At 54.0% G+C, this 17,636-nt stretch carries 11 protein-coding genes; all 11 read left to right on the top strand.

The window, feature by feature from the left end:
* Positions 1-368 precede the first annotated feature (368 nt).
* The 11 genes from dppA (at position 369) to bcsD (ending at position 17,627) form a co-directional block, all read left to right on the top strand.
* The gene (gene dppA / locus AAIE03_RS17535) at positions 369-1,979 is read left to right on the top strand and encodes a dipeptide ABC transporter periplasmic-binding protein DppA (RefSeq protein WP_014594987.1); all 1,611 of its coding nucleotides are present in this window, start codon (positions 369-371) and stop codon (positions 1,977-1,979) included.
* A gap of 203 nt (positions 1,980-2,182) precedes the next feature.
* Complete coding sequence (gene dppB / locus AAIE03_RS17530) at positions 2,183-3,202, top strand: dipeptide ABC transporter permease DppB (RefSeq protein ID WP_014607013.1); 1,020 nt, start codon at positions 2,183-2,185, stop codon at positions 3,200-3,202.
* A 9-nt stretch (positions 3,203-3,211) separates the two neighbouring features.
* Complete coding sequence (dppC, locus tag AAIE03_RS17525; protein ID WP_013024030.1) at positions 3,212-4,114, top strand: dipeptide ABC transporter permease DppC; 903 nt, start codon at positions 3,212-3,214, stop codon at positions 4,112-4,114.
* Between the two features lie 12 nt (positions 4,115-4,126).
* Positions 4,127-5,113, top strand: coding sequence for a dipeptide ABC transporter ATP-binding protein (gene dppD / locus AAIE03_RS17520; protein ID WP_013024031.1), 987 nt, complete (start codon positions 4,127-4,129; stop codon positions 5,111-5,113).
* Positions 5,103-6,131, top strand: coding sequence for a dipeptide ABC transporter ATP-binding subunit DppF (gene dppF / locus AAIE03_RS17515; protein WP_014607012.1), 1,029 nt, complete (start codon positions 5,103-5,105; stop codon positions 6,129-6,131). The genes dppD and dppF overlap by 11 nt, the downstream gene beginning before the upstream one ends.
* Before the next feature lie 832 nt (positions 6,132-6,963).
* Positions 6,964-7,551, top strand: a complete 588-nt coding sequence (gene bcsO / locus AAIE03_RS17510; protein WP_014607011.1) for a cellulose biosynthesis protein BcsO — start codon at positions 6,964-6,966, stop codon at positions 7,549-7,551.
* The gene (gene bcsQ / locus AAIE03_RS17505) at positions 7,542-8,345 is read left to right on the top strand and encodes a cellulose biosynthesis protein BcsQ (RefSeq protein WP_013024034.1); all 804 of its coding nucleotides are present in this window, start codon (positions 7,542-7,544) and stop codon (positions 8,343-8,345) included. The genes bcsO and bcsQ overlap by 10 nt, the downstream gene beginning before the upstream one ends.
* Positions 8,346-8,399: 54 nt before the next feature.
* Positions 8,400-10,505, top strand: a complete 2,106-nt coding sequence (gene bcsA, locus AAIE03_RS17500) for a UDP-forming cellulose synthase catalytic subunit (RefSeq protein WP_014607010.1) — start codon at positions 8,400-8,402, stop codon at positions 10,503-10,505.
* Positions 10,502-13,363 (top strand): cellulose biosynthesis cyclic di-GMP-binding regulatory protein BcsB, encoded by a 2,862-nt coding sequence (gene bcsB / locus AAIE03_RS17495; protein WP_498563103.1) that lies wholly within the window; start codon positions 10,502-10,504, stop codon positions 13,361-13,363. The genes bcsA and bcsB overlap by 4 nt, the downstream gene beginning before the upstream one ends.
* A gap of 11 nt (positions 13,364-13,374) precedes the next feature.
* A complete protein-coding gene (locus AAIE03_RS17490) occupies positions 13,375-17,181 on the top strand; it encodes a cellulose biosynthesis protein BcsC (RefSeq protein WP_072138484.1) in 3,807 nt (1,268 codons plus the stop codon).
* On the top strand, positions 17,181-17,627 hold the full coding sequence (gene bcsD / locus AAIE03_RS17485) for a cellulose biosynthesis protein BcsD (RefSeq protein ID WP_498563102.1): 447 nt from the start codon (positions 17,181-17,183) through the stop codon (positions 17,625-17,627). The genes AAIE03_RS17490 and bcsD overlap by 1 nt, the downstream gene beginning before the upstream one ends.
* The last annotated feature ends 9 nt before the right edge of the window (positions 17,628-17,636 follow it).

The following is a 17,636-nucleotide window of genomic DNA, read 5'->3' as shown; positions in this document are numbered from 1 at the left end:
GTCTGTTTTTTTTTAGCGCAAATCACTGCTCATTTATGACCTGTGTAGCAGAATACATGGCATATAAACCCATGCCGCTGTGCATTATATGGCATTGCGTCTGTATGGGTTTTTTTTATCGTTGCTTGCTATTCCTCACACTCTGTGTAAATAAGTAACCGTTGTATTGACGTTCTTTGCAACTGTTGACAAATTGATGCGTCAATAACAGTGCAGATACAGATTTTTCTGATGGGTGCTTATCAATCAGGATTATCCAAACAAACTATCTCACTCTTATCACACCCGCAGGGTGGACCGCCTGAACCGCATAAAAAAACCAGAGGTCGGGCAATGCACACAACAACACATCACAATGGAGCAAAAGCATGATCAACTCCCTGGCCAAATCCAGGATGCTGAAGGTCGGTCTGAGCCTCGTCGCCATGACCGTAGCCGCAGGTGTTCAGGCAAAAACCCTGGTTTATTGTTCGGAAGGTTCTCCGGAAGGGTTTAACCCGCAGCTCTTTACCTCGGGTACAACCTATGATGCCAGTTCTGTACCTATCTATAATCGCCTGGTTGAGTTCAAAACCGGTACGACCGAACTGGTGCCGGGCCTGGCCGAAAAGTGGGACGTCAGCGCTGATGGTAAAACCTATACCTTCCATTTACGCAACGGCGTGAAATGGCAGACGACGAAAGATTTCAAACCTACGCGTGAGTTAAACGCTGATGACGTGGTGTTCTCTTTTGAGCGGCAGTTAGATAAAAACAACAAGTACCACAACGTCTCTGGCGGCAGCTATGAGTACTTTGAAGGTATGGATATGCCAAAGCTGATCAGCAAAATCGAAAAAGTGGACGATCATACCGTACGCTTCGTGCTGACGCGTCCTGAAGCGCCTTTCCTGGCTGACCTGGGGATGGATTTTGCTTCCATCATGTCTAAAGAATATGCCGACAACATGCTGAAAGCCGGTACGCCAGAGAAAGTTGACCTGAACCCGGTTGGCACGGGCCCATTTGTGCTCCAGCAGTACCAGAAAGACTCGCGTATTCTGTATAAAGCTAACCCGGATTACTGGGGAACCAAGCCAAAAATCGATCGGCTGGTTTTCTCAATCACTCCAGATGCCTCAGTGCGCTACGCTAAGTTGCAGAAAGGCGAATGTCAGATCATGCCTTATCCGAACCCGGCTGATATCGCCAGCATGAAAAAAGACAGTAAAATTAATCTGATGGAACAGCCTGGTCTGAACGTCGGTTATCTGTCGTTTAATACTGAGAAGAAGCCGCTGGATAACGTGAAAGTGCGTCAGGCACTGACTATGGCGGTTAACAAACAAGCCATCATTGATGCGGTATATCAGGGCGCGGGCCAGCCAGCGAAAAACCTGATCCCACCGACAATGTGGGGCTACAACAACGACGTTAAAGATTACGCCTACGATCCGGAGAAAGCCAAAGCCCTGCTGAAAGAAGCTGGTATGGCTGACGGTTTCTCAATCGACCTGTGGGCGATGCCGGTTCAGCGTCCTTATAACCCGAACGCACGCCGCATGGCTGAGATGATTCAGTCTGACTGGGCCAAAATCGGCGTTAAAGCCAAAATCGTGACCTATGAGTGGGGCGAGTACCTGAAACGCGCCAAAGCGGGCGAACACCAAACTGTGATGATGGGCTGGACCGGTGATAATGGGGATCCAGATAACTTCTTCGCGACGTTGTTCAGCTGTGCGGCGGCCAAAGACGGTTCTAACTACTCCCGCTGGTGTTACAAGCCGTTTGAAGATCTGATCCAGCCAGCCCGTGCAGAATCCGATCACAACAAGCGTATTGAATATTACAAGCAAGCTCAGGTAGTGATGCACGATCAGGCGCCTGCACTGATCATTGCGCACTCAACCGTTTATGAGCCTGTGAGTAAGAAAGTCACCGGCTATGTGGTTGATCCATTAGGTAAACATCACTTCGAAACCGTCGATATTCAGGAATAACCTTTCGGATTATTGCAGTAAGGGCCGGTTTTTCCGGCCCTCAGGCGATCGCCACCGATCGCCTGTTGCCTGCTCTTTTTTTCCGGCTAATTACTTTTATTAAAGAAGCGCTTCTTGCGTCGCGTCCGGCTGTCGCCGGGTGCGGTTAATGAGCAATGTTATCTCTGGCCAGGGCCAGGGGAAAACGACTGAGAATTACGCCTATGCTGCAGTTCATACTCCGGCGTCTGGGGCTTGTCATCCCAACGTTCATCGGTATTACATTATTGACCTTCGCGTTTGTGCACATGATTCCGGGCGATCCGGTGCTTATCATGGCAGGCGAGCGCGGTATTTCCCCTGAGCGCCATGCTGAATTGATGGCGATGATGGGGCTCGATCAACCCCTGTGGAAGCAGTATCTGCACTATATCTATGGCGTTCTGCATGGGGATTTAGGCATTTCACTGAAAAGCCGCATTCCTGTGTGGACCGAATTCGTTCCGCGCTTTAAAGCCACACTTGAGCTGGGCATCTGCGCCATGATGTTTGCCGTATGCGTAGGGATCCCGGTCGGCGTCATGGCTGCGGTGAAACGTGGCTCGGTGTTTGATCATACCGCGGTGGGCATTTCACTGACCGGATACTCAATGCCGATTTTCTGGTGGGGCATCATGCTGATTATGCTGGTATCTGTTCAGCTTAATCTCACGCCCGTTTCCGGACGTGTTGCAGATACCGTGTTCCTGGATGACAGCCATCCGCTCACCGGTTTCATGCTGATCGATACGTTAATCTGGGGTGAGCCTGGCGACTTCAAAGATGCGGTCATGCACATGATTCTGCCCGCTATCGTGCTGGGTACGATTCCGCTGGCGGTCATCGTACGTATGACGCGTTCTTCCATGCTGGAAGTGCTGGGGGAAGACTATATCCGTACGGCGCGTGCGAAAGGTCTGACGCGTATGCGCGTCATTGTCATTCACGCGCTGCGTAATGCGATGTTGCCGGTTGTCACCGTTATCGGCCTGCAGGTCGGTACGCTGCTGGCAGGCGCAATCCTGACTGAAACCATTTTTTCCTGGCCGGGCCTTGGCCGTTGGTTAATCGAAGCGCTGCAACGCCGTGACTATCCCGTTGTGCAGGGCGGTGTGTTACTGACGGCTATTCTGATCATCCTGGTCAACCTGCTGGTTGATCTGCTGTATGGCGTGGTGAATCCGCGCATACGCCACAAGAAATAAGGGGGCATCATGTCTGTTGTTGATCCCGCAAGCGTAAATGTTGCACCCAAGCCGATGACCCCGATTCAGGAATTCTGGCACTATTTTAAACGTAATAAAGGCGCAGTAACGGGCCTGGTTTATATCGTGTTAATGCTGTTGATCGCCATCTTTGCTGACGTCCTGGCGCCGCACGGGCCGGCGGAGCAGTTCCGTGACGCTCTGCTGCATCCGCCTGTCTGGCAGGAAGGCGGAAGCTGGAGCTATATCCTTGGCACTGACGACGTGGGTCGCGATATTTTGTCGCGTCTGATGTATGGCGCCCGCCTGTCATTGCTGGTTGGCTGTATGGTGGTCGTACTGTCGCTGATTTTTGGCGTCATTTTTGGTTTGCTGGCCGGGTATATCGGCGGGGCGGTCGATGCCACCATTATGCGCCTTGTCGATATTATGCTGGCGCTGCCCAGCCTGCTGTTGGCGCTGGTGCTGGTCGCCATTTTTGGCCCGTCGATTGTTAATGCGTCCATTGCGCTAACGTTTGTCGCGCTTCCCCACTATATCCGTCTGACGCGCGCGGCGGTGCTGGTTGAAGTGAACCGGGACTATGTGACGGCTTCCGGTGTAGCGGGAGCAGGCATGTTGCGTCAGATGTTCGTCAACATTTTACCTAACTGTCTGGCACCGTTGATTGTTCAGGCTTCATTAGGCTTTTCCAACGCCATTCTCGATATGGCGGCGTTGGGCTTTCTCGGAATGGGTGCGCAGCCGCCAACGCCGGAGTGGGGCACCATGCTCTCCGACGTCTTACAGTATGCGCAAAGTGCCTGGTGGGTGGTGACGTTCCCTGGATTAGTCATTCTGCTTACCGTGCTGGCATTTAACCTGATGGGCGATGGTTTGCGTGATGCCCTCGACCCGAAACTCAAGCAGTAAAGAGGCACCGAGATGGCATTATTAAATGTAGATAAATTATCGGTGCATTTCGGCGACGATAAGGCACCGTTCCGGGCAGTTGATCGCATCAGCTACCAGGTTGAGCAAGGCCAGGTGGTGGGCATTGTTGGCGAATCCGGCTCGGGTAAATCCGTGAGTTCTCTGGCCATCATGGGATTGATCGATTTTCCCGGCAAAGTCATGGCGGAAAAACTCGAGTTCAATCAACGCGATCTGAAGCGGATTTCTGAAAAAGAACGTCGTCAGTTAGTGGGCGCCGAAGTTGCAATGATTTTTCAGGACCCGATGACCAGCCTGAATCCCTGCTATACCGTGGGCTACCAGATCATGGAAGCCATCAAGGTGCATCAGGGCGGTAATAAAAGCACTCGCCGCCAGCGGGCAATTGACCTCCTGAATCAGGTGGGGATTCCCGACCCCGCTTCGCGTCTGGATGTTTATCCTCATCAGCTTTCGGGCGGGATGAGCCAGCGCGTGATGATCGCCATGGCTATCGCCTGTCGTCCAAAGCTGCTGATTGCTGACGAACCCACAACCGCGCTGGACGTCACAATTCAGGCACAGATCATTGAGTTGTTGCTGGATCTGCAAAGGCAGGAAAACATGGCGCTGATCCTGATTACTCACGATCTGGCGCTGGTAGCGGAAGCCGCACACCACATTATTGTGATGTACGCCGGGCAGGTTGTGGAAAGTGGCAAAGCGACGGATATCTTTAAAGCGCCGCGTCATCCTTACACCCAGGCACTGCTCAGGGCGTTACCGGAATTCGCGGCGGACAAAGCACGGCTGGCCTCGTTACCCGGTGTCGTGCCTGGAAAATACGATCGTCCGTCAGGCTGCCTGCTTAATCCGCGCTGCCCTTATGCCAATGACCGCTGCCGTAAAGAAGAACCTGAACTGCGGACGATTCCGGGACGTCAGTCCAAATGTCACTATCCGCTGGACGATGCCGGGAGACCAACTTATGAGTCCTGATAATACAAAGCACGAGTATCTGCTGCAGGCTATCGACCTGAAAAAACACTATCCGGTGAAGAAAGGATTGTTTGGTCAGGAACGCCTGGTTAAAGCGCTGGATGGCGTCTCTTTTAATCTGGAGCGCGGTAAAACGCTGGCGGTTGTCGGAGAGTCTGGCTGCGGTAAATCCACACTGGGCCGTTTACTCACCATGATTGAAACGCCAACAGAAGGACAGCTTTACTGGCACGGTCAGGATTTGTTAAAACACGATCCCCACGCCCAGAAGCTGCGTCGGCAGAAAATTCAGATCGTCTTTCAGAATCCGTATGGTTCTCTGAATCCACGCAAAAAAGTCAGCCAGATCCTGGAAGAGCCGCTGGTTATCAATACTTCACTCAGTAAAGCGGAACGTCGCGAGAAAACGCTGGAGATGATGGCCAAGGTAGGATTGAAAACCGAGCATTACGATCGTTATCCCCATATGTTTTCGGGTGGCCAACGTCAGCGTATTGCCATTGCCCGTGGCCTGATGCTTGAGCCAGACGTGCTGATTGCTGACGAGCCGGTTTCAGCACTGGACGTGTCCGTACGGGCACAGGTGCTTAATCTGATGATGGATCTGCAGCAAGAGATGGGGCTGTCCTATGTGTTCATTTCTCACGATTTATCCGTGGTCGAGCATATCGCAGATGACGTGATGGTGATGTACCTGGGGCGCTGCGTGGAAAAGGGCAGCAAAGAGGCGATTTTTGCCAATCCACGCCATCCTTACACCCAGGCGCTACTTTCTGCCACGCCGCGGCTCAATCCTGATGAGCGTCGTGAACGTATTAAGCTGACCGGGGAACTCCCCAGCCCGCTGAATCCACCGCCCGGCTGCGCATTCAATGCCCGCTGCCGGCGTCGTTTTGGCACCTGTGTCCAGCTGCAGCCCCAACTCAAGCAGTATGGCGACCAACAGATAGCCTGCTTCGCGGTTGACCAGGATGAAAACCAGCTAACGGCATCAGTCGAGTCTGCCAGCCAGCCTTAATCAGTGACAGGCGGAATCCTCGTGGGGTTAACCACAGGGATTCCGCCATCACCGCCGTACGTTCATTTCGTTATTCTGTCTGTTTAACAACACAACGTTTTCATTCGCCTTCGCCTGTGAAAGTCCAGCAACGTGCGATGTGCGTTCCAGATTCCGTGCCACATCCTGCCGGTGAAACGTCCTGCCTGGGCGCTGCTGCTGCGCGTCCGAAGCCTGTTCATCAGCGTTCGCACCGGCACAATCATTAGCGGGTCGTCATAAGGGAAAACGAGAGGTCTTCACCCTAATTGATACATTAGCGACATGAACAGGGGCGTTTTCAGTGCCAGCGTTCTACTGTAGCAGGATGAAGTCGCTTTATTTTTTTACCCCGTGGATGGATTAAACAAACCGACCCCTGAGATAAATGTCCTAAAAGATAATGATTTCAACAGCGATCGGTTTTTTAATTAGCGATAATTAGCAGGGTAATACTTTACCAGCCGTAATTTGAAAACACGGAATCTGTCCAGGGAAAAGGCACACCAGCCGGTAAAATGCCGAACTGAACGAAATTTTTTTTGCCTAAAAATACAAAGGGTTGGAACAGCGGCTATCCTGATGTAAGCGATCGCTAAGATGTTAATCACCTGTGAAAATATTTAACTTAAGATGGTCTCAACAATTTTTACGGATATATGTGAAATAGTACTCATTTTTTGCTAAAGAGTAGTGATTAGTATTAAGCTTTCTTATTGAATTCGTCGGTTTTGTAATCAGAATTATCTCACTGTGTTTAAATTATTATGATATATTCCTGGAAAAATCCCCCCTTAGTTGTAGGCCAGGGTCTATGAAAAATTACGACGACTTGCAGCGTTTTAAGGAAAAGACAAAAACGCTCGACATCGCCTTTCAGGATATGTCAGGCCAATCGCAGGAAGCGGCGGATAAAAGCAAATGGTCTCTCATTCGTCAACTGGCGAGCGAAGACCAGCACATGCCTTTTAGTGGGGGACAACGTATTGATCTGCCTCAGCCCCAGCCGATTCAGGGTGACGAATTCAGCATGCCTGAGGTGACGGAGCGTTCTCAGCCTGTCACGCAGCCTGCTGCTGTGTCTTCGCATTCTATTATGGATAGCCTGACCAATAGCGAACCCGATGTTGACGTTGTGGCGCCCGTTGCCCCTTCTTCTGCCTCACCTCTCTTCCCGGCTCCCTCCGCGCAGTCTGTTGCACAGGATGCGGTGAGGGTTTCGCCCGTAACTGAGAAAGAAACGCGGATACCACAGGTAACGGCGCAGCCGAATACTGGCGTTCCTGCCACAGATCATAGCCGTTTTAGCGGGCTCTTCCGCGCGCGCAGCAGTGGGTCAGAAAATTTACCAAAAGAAACGTTATTAAAACCGCTACTGGAGAAGATTGCCTTATGCCGTTAGTTTGTGTGTGCTCGCCCAAAGGTGGGGTGGGGAAAACGACGTTGGCAGCGAATCTGGCCTGGAGTCTGGCCCGTTCAGGTAGCAAAGTGTTAGCAATCGATTTTGATGTTCAGAACGCCCTTCGCCTTCATTTTGGCGTGCCGCTGCACGATGGACGCGGCTTTGTTGCGCGCTCGGAGGAACAGGCGGACTGGAGCCAGTCTATTCTGACTACCGGCGGAAATATTTTTGTCCTGCCCTACGGCAACGTGACCGAATCCCAGCGCGAACGGTTTGAAGAAAACCTGACCAAAGATCCTCACTTCATTAAGCGCGGCCTCGACACGTTACTGAACTATCCCGGTCTGGTCATGGTCGCGGATTTTCCGCCGGGCCCCGGCCCTGCGCTTAAAGCGATAAAGACCTTAGCCGATATGCATCTGGTCGTGATGTTGGCCGATACCGCCTCAGTATCGTTATTACCGCATATTGAAGAAAATCGCCTGATTGGTCAGCCGCTGAACAGTAAACACGGACATTATTTTGTTCTGAATCAGTGCGACAATCGCCGGAATATTAATCGTGACGTGACGGCTTTTATTCAGCAACGTCTTGGCGATAATCTTTTGGGCCAGATTCATCGCGATGAAAGTGTGGGTGAAGCGAATGCCTCACAGCAATCTGTTTATGATTTCAGCCCGTCATCCGCCGCTGCCTTTGATATTGAACTGATCGCTAAACGCGTCGCCAGTATTCTGAATGTCAATGTAGGGAATGGCGAAGTTCAGGCACAGATTCACACCAGCAACTATTAAATGTAATGACCTGGCCAGGCCAGGTTTAAAAAAACAGCTCTTTCAGGGTGGAACATGGGTAAAATCGGGTTTTACCTGCTGCTGCTGGTGCTTGCACCTGTTGCTGCGGTGATCATTATCACGCCAATGGATAGCCAAAAGCAGTATATTTTTGGCTTGATAAGCATCGGTATGGTGTTTTTATTGGGGGTCAGTAAAAGCCGTAAAATAACGGTCGTAATGGTTATTCTTTCCGCCCTGATGTCGTCCCGATATATATGGTGGCGAACAACGGAAACCCTGTATTTTAATTCTGAAATCGAAGCGATACTTGGCATCGGCTTATATATTGCTGAGCTGTACGTCTGGCTGATTTTAATCCTGGGTTTCCTGCAGACCACATGGCCATTAAAACGTACTATTGAACCCTTGCCAGAAGACACCCACTTATGGCCAACGGTCGATGTCTATATCCCGACATATAATGAAAGCCTCGACGTGGTGCGCGACACGGTTTTGGCTGCCCAGTGCATCGACTATCCACGCGATAAAATTAAGGTTTACCTGCTTGATGATGGTAAACGCAGAGAATTTGCCGTTTTCGCTGCCGATGTGGGAGTGGGCTATATCACTCGTGATGATAACAGCCATGCTAAAGCGGGTAATCTTAATCACGCGATGAAGATTACCAAAGGGGAGCTGATTTGCGTCTTTGACTGTGACCACGTCGCCACCCGGACTTTCCTGCAGGCAACGGTGGGGCCGTTTTTGAAAGATCCTAAGCTGGCACTGTTGCAGACGCCACACTACTTTTACTCGCCGGATCCGTTTGAGCGTAACCTGAGTGCCGCTCGCAGTATTCCTAATGAGGGATCGCTGTTCTATGGCCCGGTTCAGCAGGGTAACGATAACTGGAACGCGACCTTCTTCTGCGGTTCCTGTGCCGTAATTCGTCGTTCAGCCCTGGAAGAGATCGGCGGCTTCGCAGTAGAAACGGTTACCGAAGATGCGCACACCGCGCTGAAAATGCAGCGTCTGGGTTGGGGATCCGCGTTTCTGGCGATTCCGCTGGCTGCTGGCCTGGCGACAGAGCGCCTCGGGCTGCACGTTATTCAACGTACGCGCTGGGCCCGTGGTATGACGCAGATTTTTCGCGTGGATAACCCGCTGTTCGGCCGTGGCTTGAAATGGCAACAGCGGTTGTGCTACCTGAATGCCATGTTGCATTTCCAGTTTGGTCTGCCGCGAGTGGTCTTCCTGACCGCGCCGCTTGCCTATCTGCTGTTTAATCTGAATATCATCCATTCGTCGGCGTCGCTGATTTTCGCCTACGTTTTGCCGCATCTTGTCCTCTCCTTGTATGTTAACTCACGCATGAATGGCCGTTTCCGCTACACCTTCTGGGGTGAAATCTATGAAACGGTCATGTGCTTTCATCTGGTCATCCCGACTATCCTCACGTTGCTTTCACCCAAACACGGAAAATTTAACGTGACGGATAAGGGCGGCGTACTGGACCAGGGATTCTTTGATTTCCATATCGTTCGTCCTCACGTCATCGTTGCCTTTCTGCTCAGCATCGGCATTGTGGCGGGCATCGTGCGCGCCACCATGCATGACTATTTTGGCGTGGATCCCTACGTGATTGCGCTCAACGTCGGGTGGGCAGTCTTTAGCTTAATCATTTTGATGGCAGCCATTGCCGTGGCACGCGAAACCAAGCAGGTACGAAAAACGATTCGTATCGAGGTACAGATTCCGGCCATTATCCACTATGCCAGCGGCATCTCATCCCGCACGATGACCAGCGATCTGTCGATGGGCGGCGCGAATCTGGATGCGCCAGATAATCGTCATGAGCACGATACGATTGAAGAGATCGATCTGATACTGAAATCAGGCACCATTACTATCCCGGCGACCAAAATATCGGGCGATGAAGAAAGCATTCGTCTGAGCTTTGGTGCCATGCCGTTGGCACGTCGCCGCGAACTGGTGCGCGTGGTACTGGCGCGTGCCGATGCGTGGATCCAGCCTGAATATAAGCAGGACAATCCGTTAACCTCTCTGGGCACCATCATTCGAACGGTTTTTGAACTGTTCTGGCTGACCTGGCGAGATCGTCGTGAGAAGCGTAAGAGCGGCCCAGACGTTGCGACGAAAGAGGACAGCGCAGTATGAGGATCTTGATACAGTCGATGCTGGCCGGTTCTCTCTCGGCGGTGCTGTGGGTCATTCCGGCCTCGGCTGAAACGCCCCTTGCAGACAACAGTGTGATGCCAAACAGCAGTGCGGCACCAAATAACAGCGCGGCTCCGACCGACAGTGCGGTACCGCATAACAGTGCGGCTCCGACCGACAGTGCAGTACCGAATAACAGTGCGGCTCCGACAGAAAGTGCGGTACCGAATAACAGCGCGGCTCCGACCGACAGTGCGGTGCCAAATAACAGTTCGGTACCGAATAACAGTGTGGCGCCAAATAACAGCGCGGCCCCGGGCAGCGACCCTGCACTTAGCAGCCAGATCACGCCTGCGGACAGCAGTGCGGCGGATAACCGCTCGGCATCGAGTGTTGCGACTGGCGCGCCTGAGAACAGTACGGTATCTGCCAGCCCGACGGCGCCCGTTAAGGGTGCCGCCGTTGCCGATTCGGCCACACAGATCGGAGAAAAGGTTCCCGCAACGGCGGATGCACAGCCTGCCGGCAGCGCTTCGCCCGTCACTCAGGACAGCAGCGCGTTATCCAGCGTGCCACCGCCAGCCGGCCTCGGTAATGCGGAAACGGGTCTGGAGGCCGCCGCAGGCGAAACGCCCTACAGACCAGGCCAGGCCGCTTCCTCCGTCGACACAACCTCAATGGTCAGCAGCATGCTCAACCAGCCGGTGAGCAGCACGCTAAACGTGGCACAGATGGGACAACGTCAGGGCATTACGCTGACTGGCGGACAACTGCAGTCAGGCATCATTTTTACCCTACCGGGCGACGAGGTGGTGACCAACGCGCGTCTCAACCTGTCCCTGCGCGTTTCCCAGGCGCTCGCCGCGCGCAATACCTCATTGCAGCTGATGTTAAACGGACAGCCGCTTGGCACGCTGCCGCTGGGGTCGGGTGACAGCGATGAAAGCGATTATCAGCTGGACATTCCGGCAGCGATGATTGTGTCCAGTAACAATTTGAGTTTCAAAATTAACGACGCGGACAAGCTGCTGTGTGAAAAAGACAGCGCAGAGCAGTACCAGGTCACTATTCTGCCTAAAACGATGCTGAGCCTTGAAGGCCAGCAGTTAAATATTGGCACCAGCCTGCGTAATTTCCCGCGTCCATTTATCGATCCTCAGCGTATGACTGCGGCTGACGTGACGTTTAGCTTTGCCGACAATGTCACGCCGGATACGGTGACTGCGGCGGTGCTGGTGGCCTCCTGGTTGGGTATTCAGAGTGATTATCGTGGCATCCATTTTCCTGTCGTGCGCGGTAATCTGCCGGAAAAAAACGGCATCCTGTTTGGTCATCCTGGTGACAGGATCGGTACGCTAACCTTCCCAGCCAGTCGTGGTCCATCCCTGCAGATGGTCGATAATCCGGGTAATCCGGTTTATAAGCTCCTGCTGGTCAGTGGCGAAGATGAAAGTCAGCTGCGCCAGGCCGCTTATCGTCTGACCACCCAGCCACTGGCGACCGATAGCAACAGCATGCAGGTCAAACCGCAGTCCATTGTCCTGCGCAGTCCTTACGATGCGCCGCACTGGATCAATACGACGCATCCCGTGCGACTGAGTGAACTGCTGCGTAAAGATCAAAGCCTGACGGCGACCGGCATCTGGCACGATGCTATGCGGGTGAATTTCCGCGCTGCACCCGACCTGTTCCTCTGGGATGGCGATACGGTCCCACTCTATTTGCACTACCGTTTCCCGTCGGAAAACTGGATTGACGAGAAAAACTCGCTGCTTAACGTCACGTTGAACGGCACGTTTTTGCGCAATCTGACGGTGAATAAAGTGGGCTTACTTGAAAGCGCCTGGCATCGCTTAGGGGGAGATGCGCGTCAGGAACATTACCAGATTAACCTTGATCCCTATTTGATTTATGGCGACAACCAGTTGGCGCTTTATTTTAACATCAAGCCTAAAGCCGATGCGCCCTGCGGCGTTTTGCTGAACAACAATATCAAAAGTCGAATCGAAGACGATTCCTGGATTGATCTCAGCCACACGCGGCATTTCAGTATGCTGCCCAATCTCTCCTATTTTGTGGGTGCCTCTTTCCCGTTTTCCCGGCTGGCTGACTTTTCGCAAACCACGCTGCTGTTGCCTGAAAATCCAAGCGATGCGGAGATCTCAACACTGTTAAACCTGTCTGCCAGGGCAGGAAATGCTACCGGCGTGGCGCTGGCACAAAATCAGGTTCTGTTTGGTCTGCCAGTCGGCGGCAATAACCTGGCTCGCGTTCAGCAAAGTGACATACTGGCAGTGAGCACGACAGGCAACAGTGCGTTTAACCAGGCGATGCTGGCGAACTCCCCGTACGAGGCCAACGGCAGTGCGTTAGGGGTTAAAGAGCCGTCTGCGCTCGAAAAATTACGTAGCTGGCTGGTGGGCGACTGGTATCGCCAGCCGCTGGATGCCGATCGCTACTTCTCTTCGAATGAGTCCTGGCGTGGGTTTCTGAGCTACCGCTCAATGTGGAATCCGGATCGTCTGGTGGTCATGGCAGTGGCGACCAGCGACGATCAACTGCTGCGCCTGCACGGTGATTTAGGCTCGGCCCGCATCAACGCGGCGGTACGCGGTGATACGGCGATTATCACCGATGAGAACGGTATCCGGAGTTTCCGGGTGGGGCCACAGTTCCCTAGCGGCGAGATGCCGTGGTACATGATGGTGGTGTGGTACGCGAATCAGCATTCGGTATTAATGGCGCTGGCTGCACTGCTGTTCTCCGCCATCGTGGGGAGTGCCGCGTGGGTGATGCTGAAACGACATGCGTCGCGGCGTCTACAGTCAAAACACAATCGCGATGCCGGTAAGAAGTAAGGGTCATCATAATGAATAAAAACCAAATCAGTGCCGGTATCTGTCGTGCGTTGTTACTGGGCGGGGCGCTCTCGCTGTCTTTGCCATTGCAGGCGGCGGAGAGCAGCAACCCGGCCTTGCAGGCGCTCTTTGATCAGGCGGCCTACTGGCATCAAAAGGCTCATGACGACCTGGCGAAAGCGTCACTGCAAAAAGTGCTCATGGTTGAGCCGAACAATACTCAGGCGCTTTATCTGCTGGCGCTCTATTCGCAACAAAGCGGTGACAACGCAGGAGCGATGCAGTATCGCACGCGTCTCAGTCAGGTTTCACCTGACAATCCGCACCTTGCTGAACTGGATAATGCCCGTCAGTTGCAGACGATTCCCCAGGCGCAACTCTCGCTGGCCCGTCAGCAGGCCAGAAGCGGAAATATTGCGGCGGCCTTGCAGACCTGGCGCAATACCTTTAGCGGCAACGAACCACCCGCCAGCGTGGCTGCCGAATATTATCTGACCATGGCCGGCGATCGCACGTTGCTGCCACAGGCGATTGAAGCGTTGCGCGAGTTTTCAGCCCAGCATCCTCAGGATACGGGGGCCAAACTGGCGTTGGGCAAGGCGCTGACTTATCAGGACTCGACCCGACGTGAAGGCATTGACTTGCTGAGTACGCTGGCAAGTGGCAATCAGGATGCCGATCGTTCTCTTCGTCAGGCGCTGTTGTGGCTGGGTCCACAGGCATCGGATGCCTCGCTTTACCAGACCTGGCAGCAGCGACATCCCCAGGATAATGCGGTAATGGACTATTACCGCAAGAACGTGGGCGGAGCCGAAAAAGGCGCGGGATTTAGCGCGCTTAACAGCGGCGACGTGAACACGGCAGAAAGCAATTTCGGCAAAGTGTTACAGGCTAACCCGCAGGATGCGGATGCGCTGGCCGGGATGGGATACGTCGCGCAGCGAGAAGGCCGTTATCAGGACGCAGCGGATTATCTGCAGCGCGCGGCGCAACTGGGTGGCGATCAAAGCGCCGATCGCCAGAAGCAGGCTGCTGATGCGCGTTTTTATGCGCAGTTAGCCAGCGCCCAGCAGGCCTTTAAAAATGGCGACAGCGCGCAGGCACTGGCGCTGAGCGAACCGCTGACGCATGCCGAAGGTGAGAAGGGCGTTGCGGCCGGCTTATTCCGTGCCGATATTTTGCGCCGCAGTAATCAGCCCGATCAGGCAGAGCAGGCTTACCGCGCGATTCTGAAAACCGATCCCGATAACCGGAGCGCACGCGAAGGATTGTTCTACGTGCTGCGTCAGCAGAACCGCAGCGCTGAAGCCAATACGTTACTGGCCTCATTGCCGGAAAGCGTCAGGCAAAGTGTGGCGCCGCGAGGCAGCAGCGTTGATCCGATTCGCCAGCAGGCGAAACGTCAGGTCGCGGCAGGCAATATCAATGCCGCGATTGCCACCCTGCAGCAAGGTATCCAGCGTTATCCGCAGGATGGCTGGTTACGCCTCGACCTCGCCCGCCTTTATCGCCAGCAAGGGAATACCCTGCTGGCGGCAGGCGTCATGCAGCCGGTGATGCGGAGTGGTGCCAGCACCACGGAACGCTATGCGGGCGCTATCAACGCCAGTGAAAGTGGAGCCTGGCAGCAGGCAAGTTCCCTGTTGGCGGGTATCCCTGCCCGCGAGCAAAACCGTGATATGCGGGAACTGGCGCAGCGTGTGAATTTCAATTTGCAAATGGCCACGGCCGACCAGTATCTGGCGCAAGGATCGAATGCCGCAGCGGCAAACACGCTGAAAGCGCTGGCGGTGAATCCGCCTGATAATCCTGTTGATGCCGGGAACCTGGCACAAAAGCTGGCCAAGGCCGGCGATATCAACAGTGCGGTGGCGGTGGTTCGCGGAAATATGCAGCGCGGTGTTCAGGGGAATGCCGGAGATTATGCCGCTCAGATAGCCGTACTGAATCAGGCCGGGCTGGACAATGAGGCACAACGTTTTCTTAGCCTGCCCGAACTGCAGACACGCAGTACACCAAAGCAGCTGGCAGAGATACGTGAAGGTTACCTGATTAACGACGTTGATCGGCTGCGACAGCAGAAGCAGTATGCAGCTGCCTACGATAAGCTGATTGGTGCACTGCAGCGCGATCCGCAGAACCGTGATTTGATGTTCGCCATGGCCCGTCTGTATCAGGACGGCAAAATGAATAAAGACGCGGGCGTCGTCTACGACTATTTGATGACCCAGGATACGCCATCCCAGGATGCGCGCGTTGGCGCAATCAATGTCGCGCTGGCACAAAATAACGTGCAGCGTGCCAATGAGCTGGCAAAAGGACTGACGTCTAGCCAGACGCCACAGCGTCAGTTGCTCCTGGCGCAGGTCGCCGAGGCCAATGGCGATCACATGCAGGCCATGCGCTATCTACGCTCGGCGCGCGGTCAGATTATTGGTTTGCAAGGCGCACAGCCGGGTGCCACGCCGACCATTGGCGGACTGGCCCTGGCCGACAATCCCTTTATCAATCGCAGTACCTCGCCCGTGGGGCGCACGCCGTCCAGCTATGGCACCGTGCTGCCGTGGCAGGTTGCGCCGGTATCCGCAGAGGGCGCGCAGGAGGGCACCCTGGCCAGTGCCAACACGGTTTCCTCTCAGCAGGCTCAGACGCTGCACGATGTTGACGCCATGATGGAGAGGTTGCAGGAAAAGACCGGCACCTGGGCGCAGGGCACCGTGCAGGTGCGCGGGCGTGACGGTGAGTCAGGGTTGAGTCAGTTAACGGAAGCCAAAGCACCGCTGACCTTCTCTACCGTGCCCTTTGGCGATGCGCGTTTCAACTTTACCATGACACCCGTTTCACTCACGGCGGGTAGCGGTGCAGGCGATGCCTGGCGTCGCTTTGGCACGAATGCGCTGGAGCAGGGCAAAGTGGTCGCGGCCGGTCTTGCCAAAGTTGACGATGTCCCGACTGCCACAACTGATTCGCAAAGCGCATCCGGTGTGGAGCTGAATCTTGCCCTTCAGGGCGACAGCTATAAAGTCGATCTGGGCAGCACGCCACTGGGCCAGGATCTCAATACGCTGGTGGGAGGGGTGCAATGGTCGCCGAAACTCACGGATTTCCTGACGCTGATTCTGACCGGTGAGCGCCGGGCTATTACCGACAGCCTGCTGTCTTACGTTGGCGCGGAAGACAAATCCAGCGGCAAACGTTGGGGTAATGTCACCAAAAACGGCGGCAATGCGCTTCTGAGTTATGACAACGGCGATGCCGGATTATTTGTCGGGGCAGGCGCTTACAGCTACGTGGGGAATAACGTGGCCAGTAACAATAACCTGCAAGCCAATGCGGGTGTTTATGTCCGTCCTTTCTATGCTGACGATCGTGAACTAAAGGTCGGCATGAGCCTGTCCTGGATGAATTTCTCGAAAAACCTCAGCTACTTTAGCTATGGTCAGGGCGGTTATTTCAGCCCGCAGGACTATGCGTCGATTTCTTTCCCAGTCGACTTCTCACGCACGTTTGACGATCTTAAAGTTAACATTGGCGGCGCAGTGGGTTACCAGAGCTACAGTCAGGATAAGAGTGCTTATTTCCCGGGCGATGCGGGCCGTCAGGCGCAGCTGGAGCAGCTGGCTGCCAATGGCAATGTGAAAAGCGCCTTCTATGAAGGCAACAGTAAAAACGGTGTAGGTTATAACCTGCATGCGGGCGCGGATTACAAAATTGATAAAGATGTCACGATTGGCGGACAGCTGGGTTATGACACCTTTGGTGACTATAACGAGAGCACGGCGCAGCTCTATTTCCGTTATTTATTCGGAGAGAAGTAATGAGTGAAGCATTTAGCGGGATGACCCACCCGTATCAGCCTGGCTGGTTTGATCTGGTCAGCGTTATGGTCGAAGGAATGATCGCCAACGCAGGCCAGGAGCAGGCGGAGGCGTTTCTGCACAGCATGGGCGAATCGCTGGCGACACGCTATCCTTTACCTGAATCGCGTACGGTGCAGGATTTCGAACGAGAAGTGAACCTGCAGCTGGCCCGGTTCAGTTGGGGATTTGTGCAGTTACAGCCGCAGGAAAACGCCCTGTTTATTAAGCATCATGCTCTGCCTGTCGGCGACAGCACACAGTCGGTCGCTCACTGGCAGGCGGCATTGAGCGCCATCCTGGCGGGGATGTTTTCTGGCTGGCTTCAGGGCCAGGGCGGCAGTAAAACCGTACCGGTTGTGCTGGAGCTGAACGATGGTCATACCATGCATTTTCGATATCAATAAGGTGCTCTG

The sequence above is a fragment of the Pantoea sp. Ae19-2 genome (assembly GCF_059801205.1).
This window is presented reverse-complemented; position numbering and strand designations above follow the sequence as displayed.

Excerpts from the sequence above, each read along its gene's own strand:
- dppA (WP_014594987.1), top strand. The coding sequence starts at position 369 with ATGATCAACTCCCTGGCCAAATCCAGGATGCTGAAGGTCGGTCTGAGC.
- dppB (WP_014607013.1), top strand. The coding sequence starts at position 2,183 with ATGCTGCAGTTCATACTCCGGCGTCTGGGGCTTGTCATCCCAACGTTC.
- dppC (WP_013024030.1), top strand. The coding sequence starts at position 3,212 with ATGTCTGTTGTTGATCCCGCAAGCGTAAATGTTGCACCCAAGCCGATG.
- dppD (WP_013024031.1), top strand. The coding sequence starts at position 4,127 with ATGGCATTATTAAATGTAGATAAATTATCGGTGCATTTCGGCGACGAT.
- dppF (WP_014607012.1), top strand. The coding sequence starts at position 5,103 with ATGAGTCCTGATAATACAAAGCACGAGTATCTGCTGCAGGCTATCGAC.
- bcsO (WP_014607011.1), top strand. The coding sequence starts at position 6,964 with ATGAAAAATTACGACGACTTGCAGCGTTTTAAGGAAAAGACAAAAACG.
- bcsQ (WP_013024034.1), top strand. The coding sequence starts at position 7,542 with ATGCCGTTAGTTTGTGTGTGCTCGCCCAAAGGTGGGGTGGGGAAAACG.
- bcsA (WP_014607010.1), top strand. The coding sequence starts at position 8,400 with ATGGGTAAAATCGGGTTTTACCTGCTGCTGCTGGTGCTTGCACCTGTT.
- bcsB (WP_498563103.1), top strand. The coding sequence starts at position 10,502 with ATGAGGATCTTGATACAGTCGATGCTGGCCGGTTCTCTCTCGGCGGTG.
- AAIE03_RS17490 (WP_072138484.1), top strand. The coding sequence starts at position 13,375 with ATGAATAAAAACCAAATCAGTGCCGGTATCTGTCGTGCGTTGTTACTG.
- bcsD (WP_498563102.1), top strand. The coding sequence starts at position 17,181 with ATGAGTGAAGCATTTAGCGGGATGACCCACCCGTATCAGCCTGGCTGG.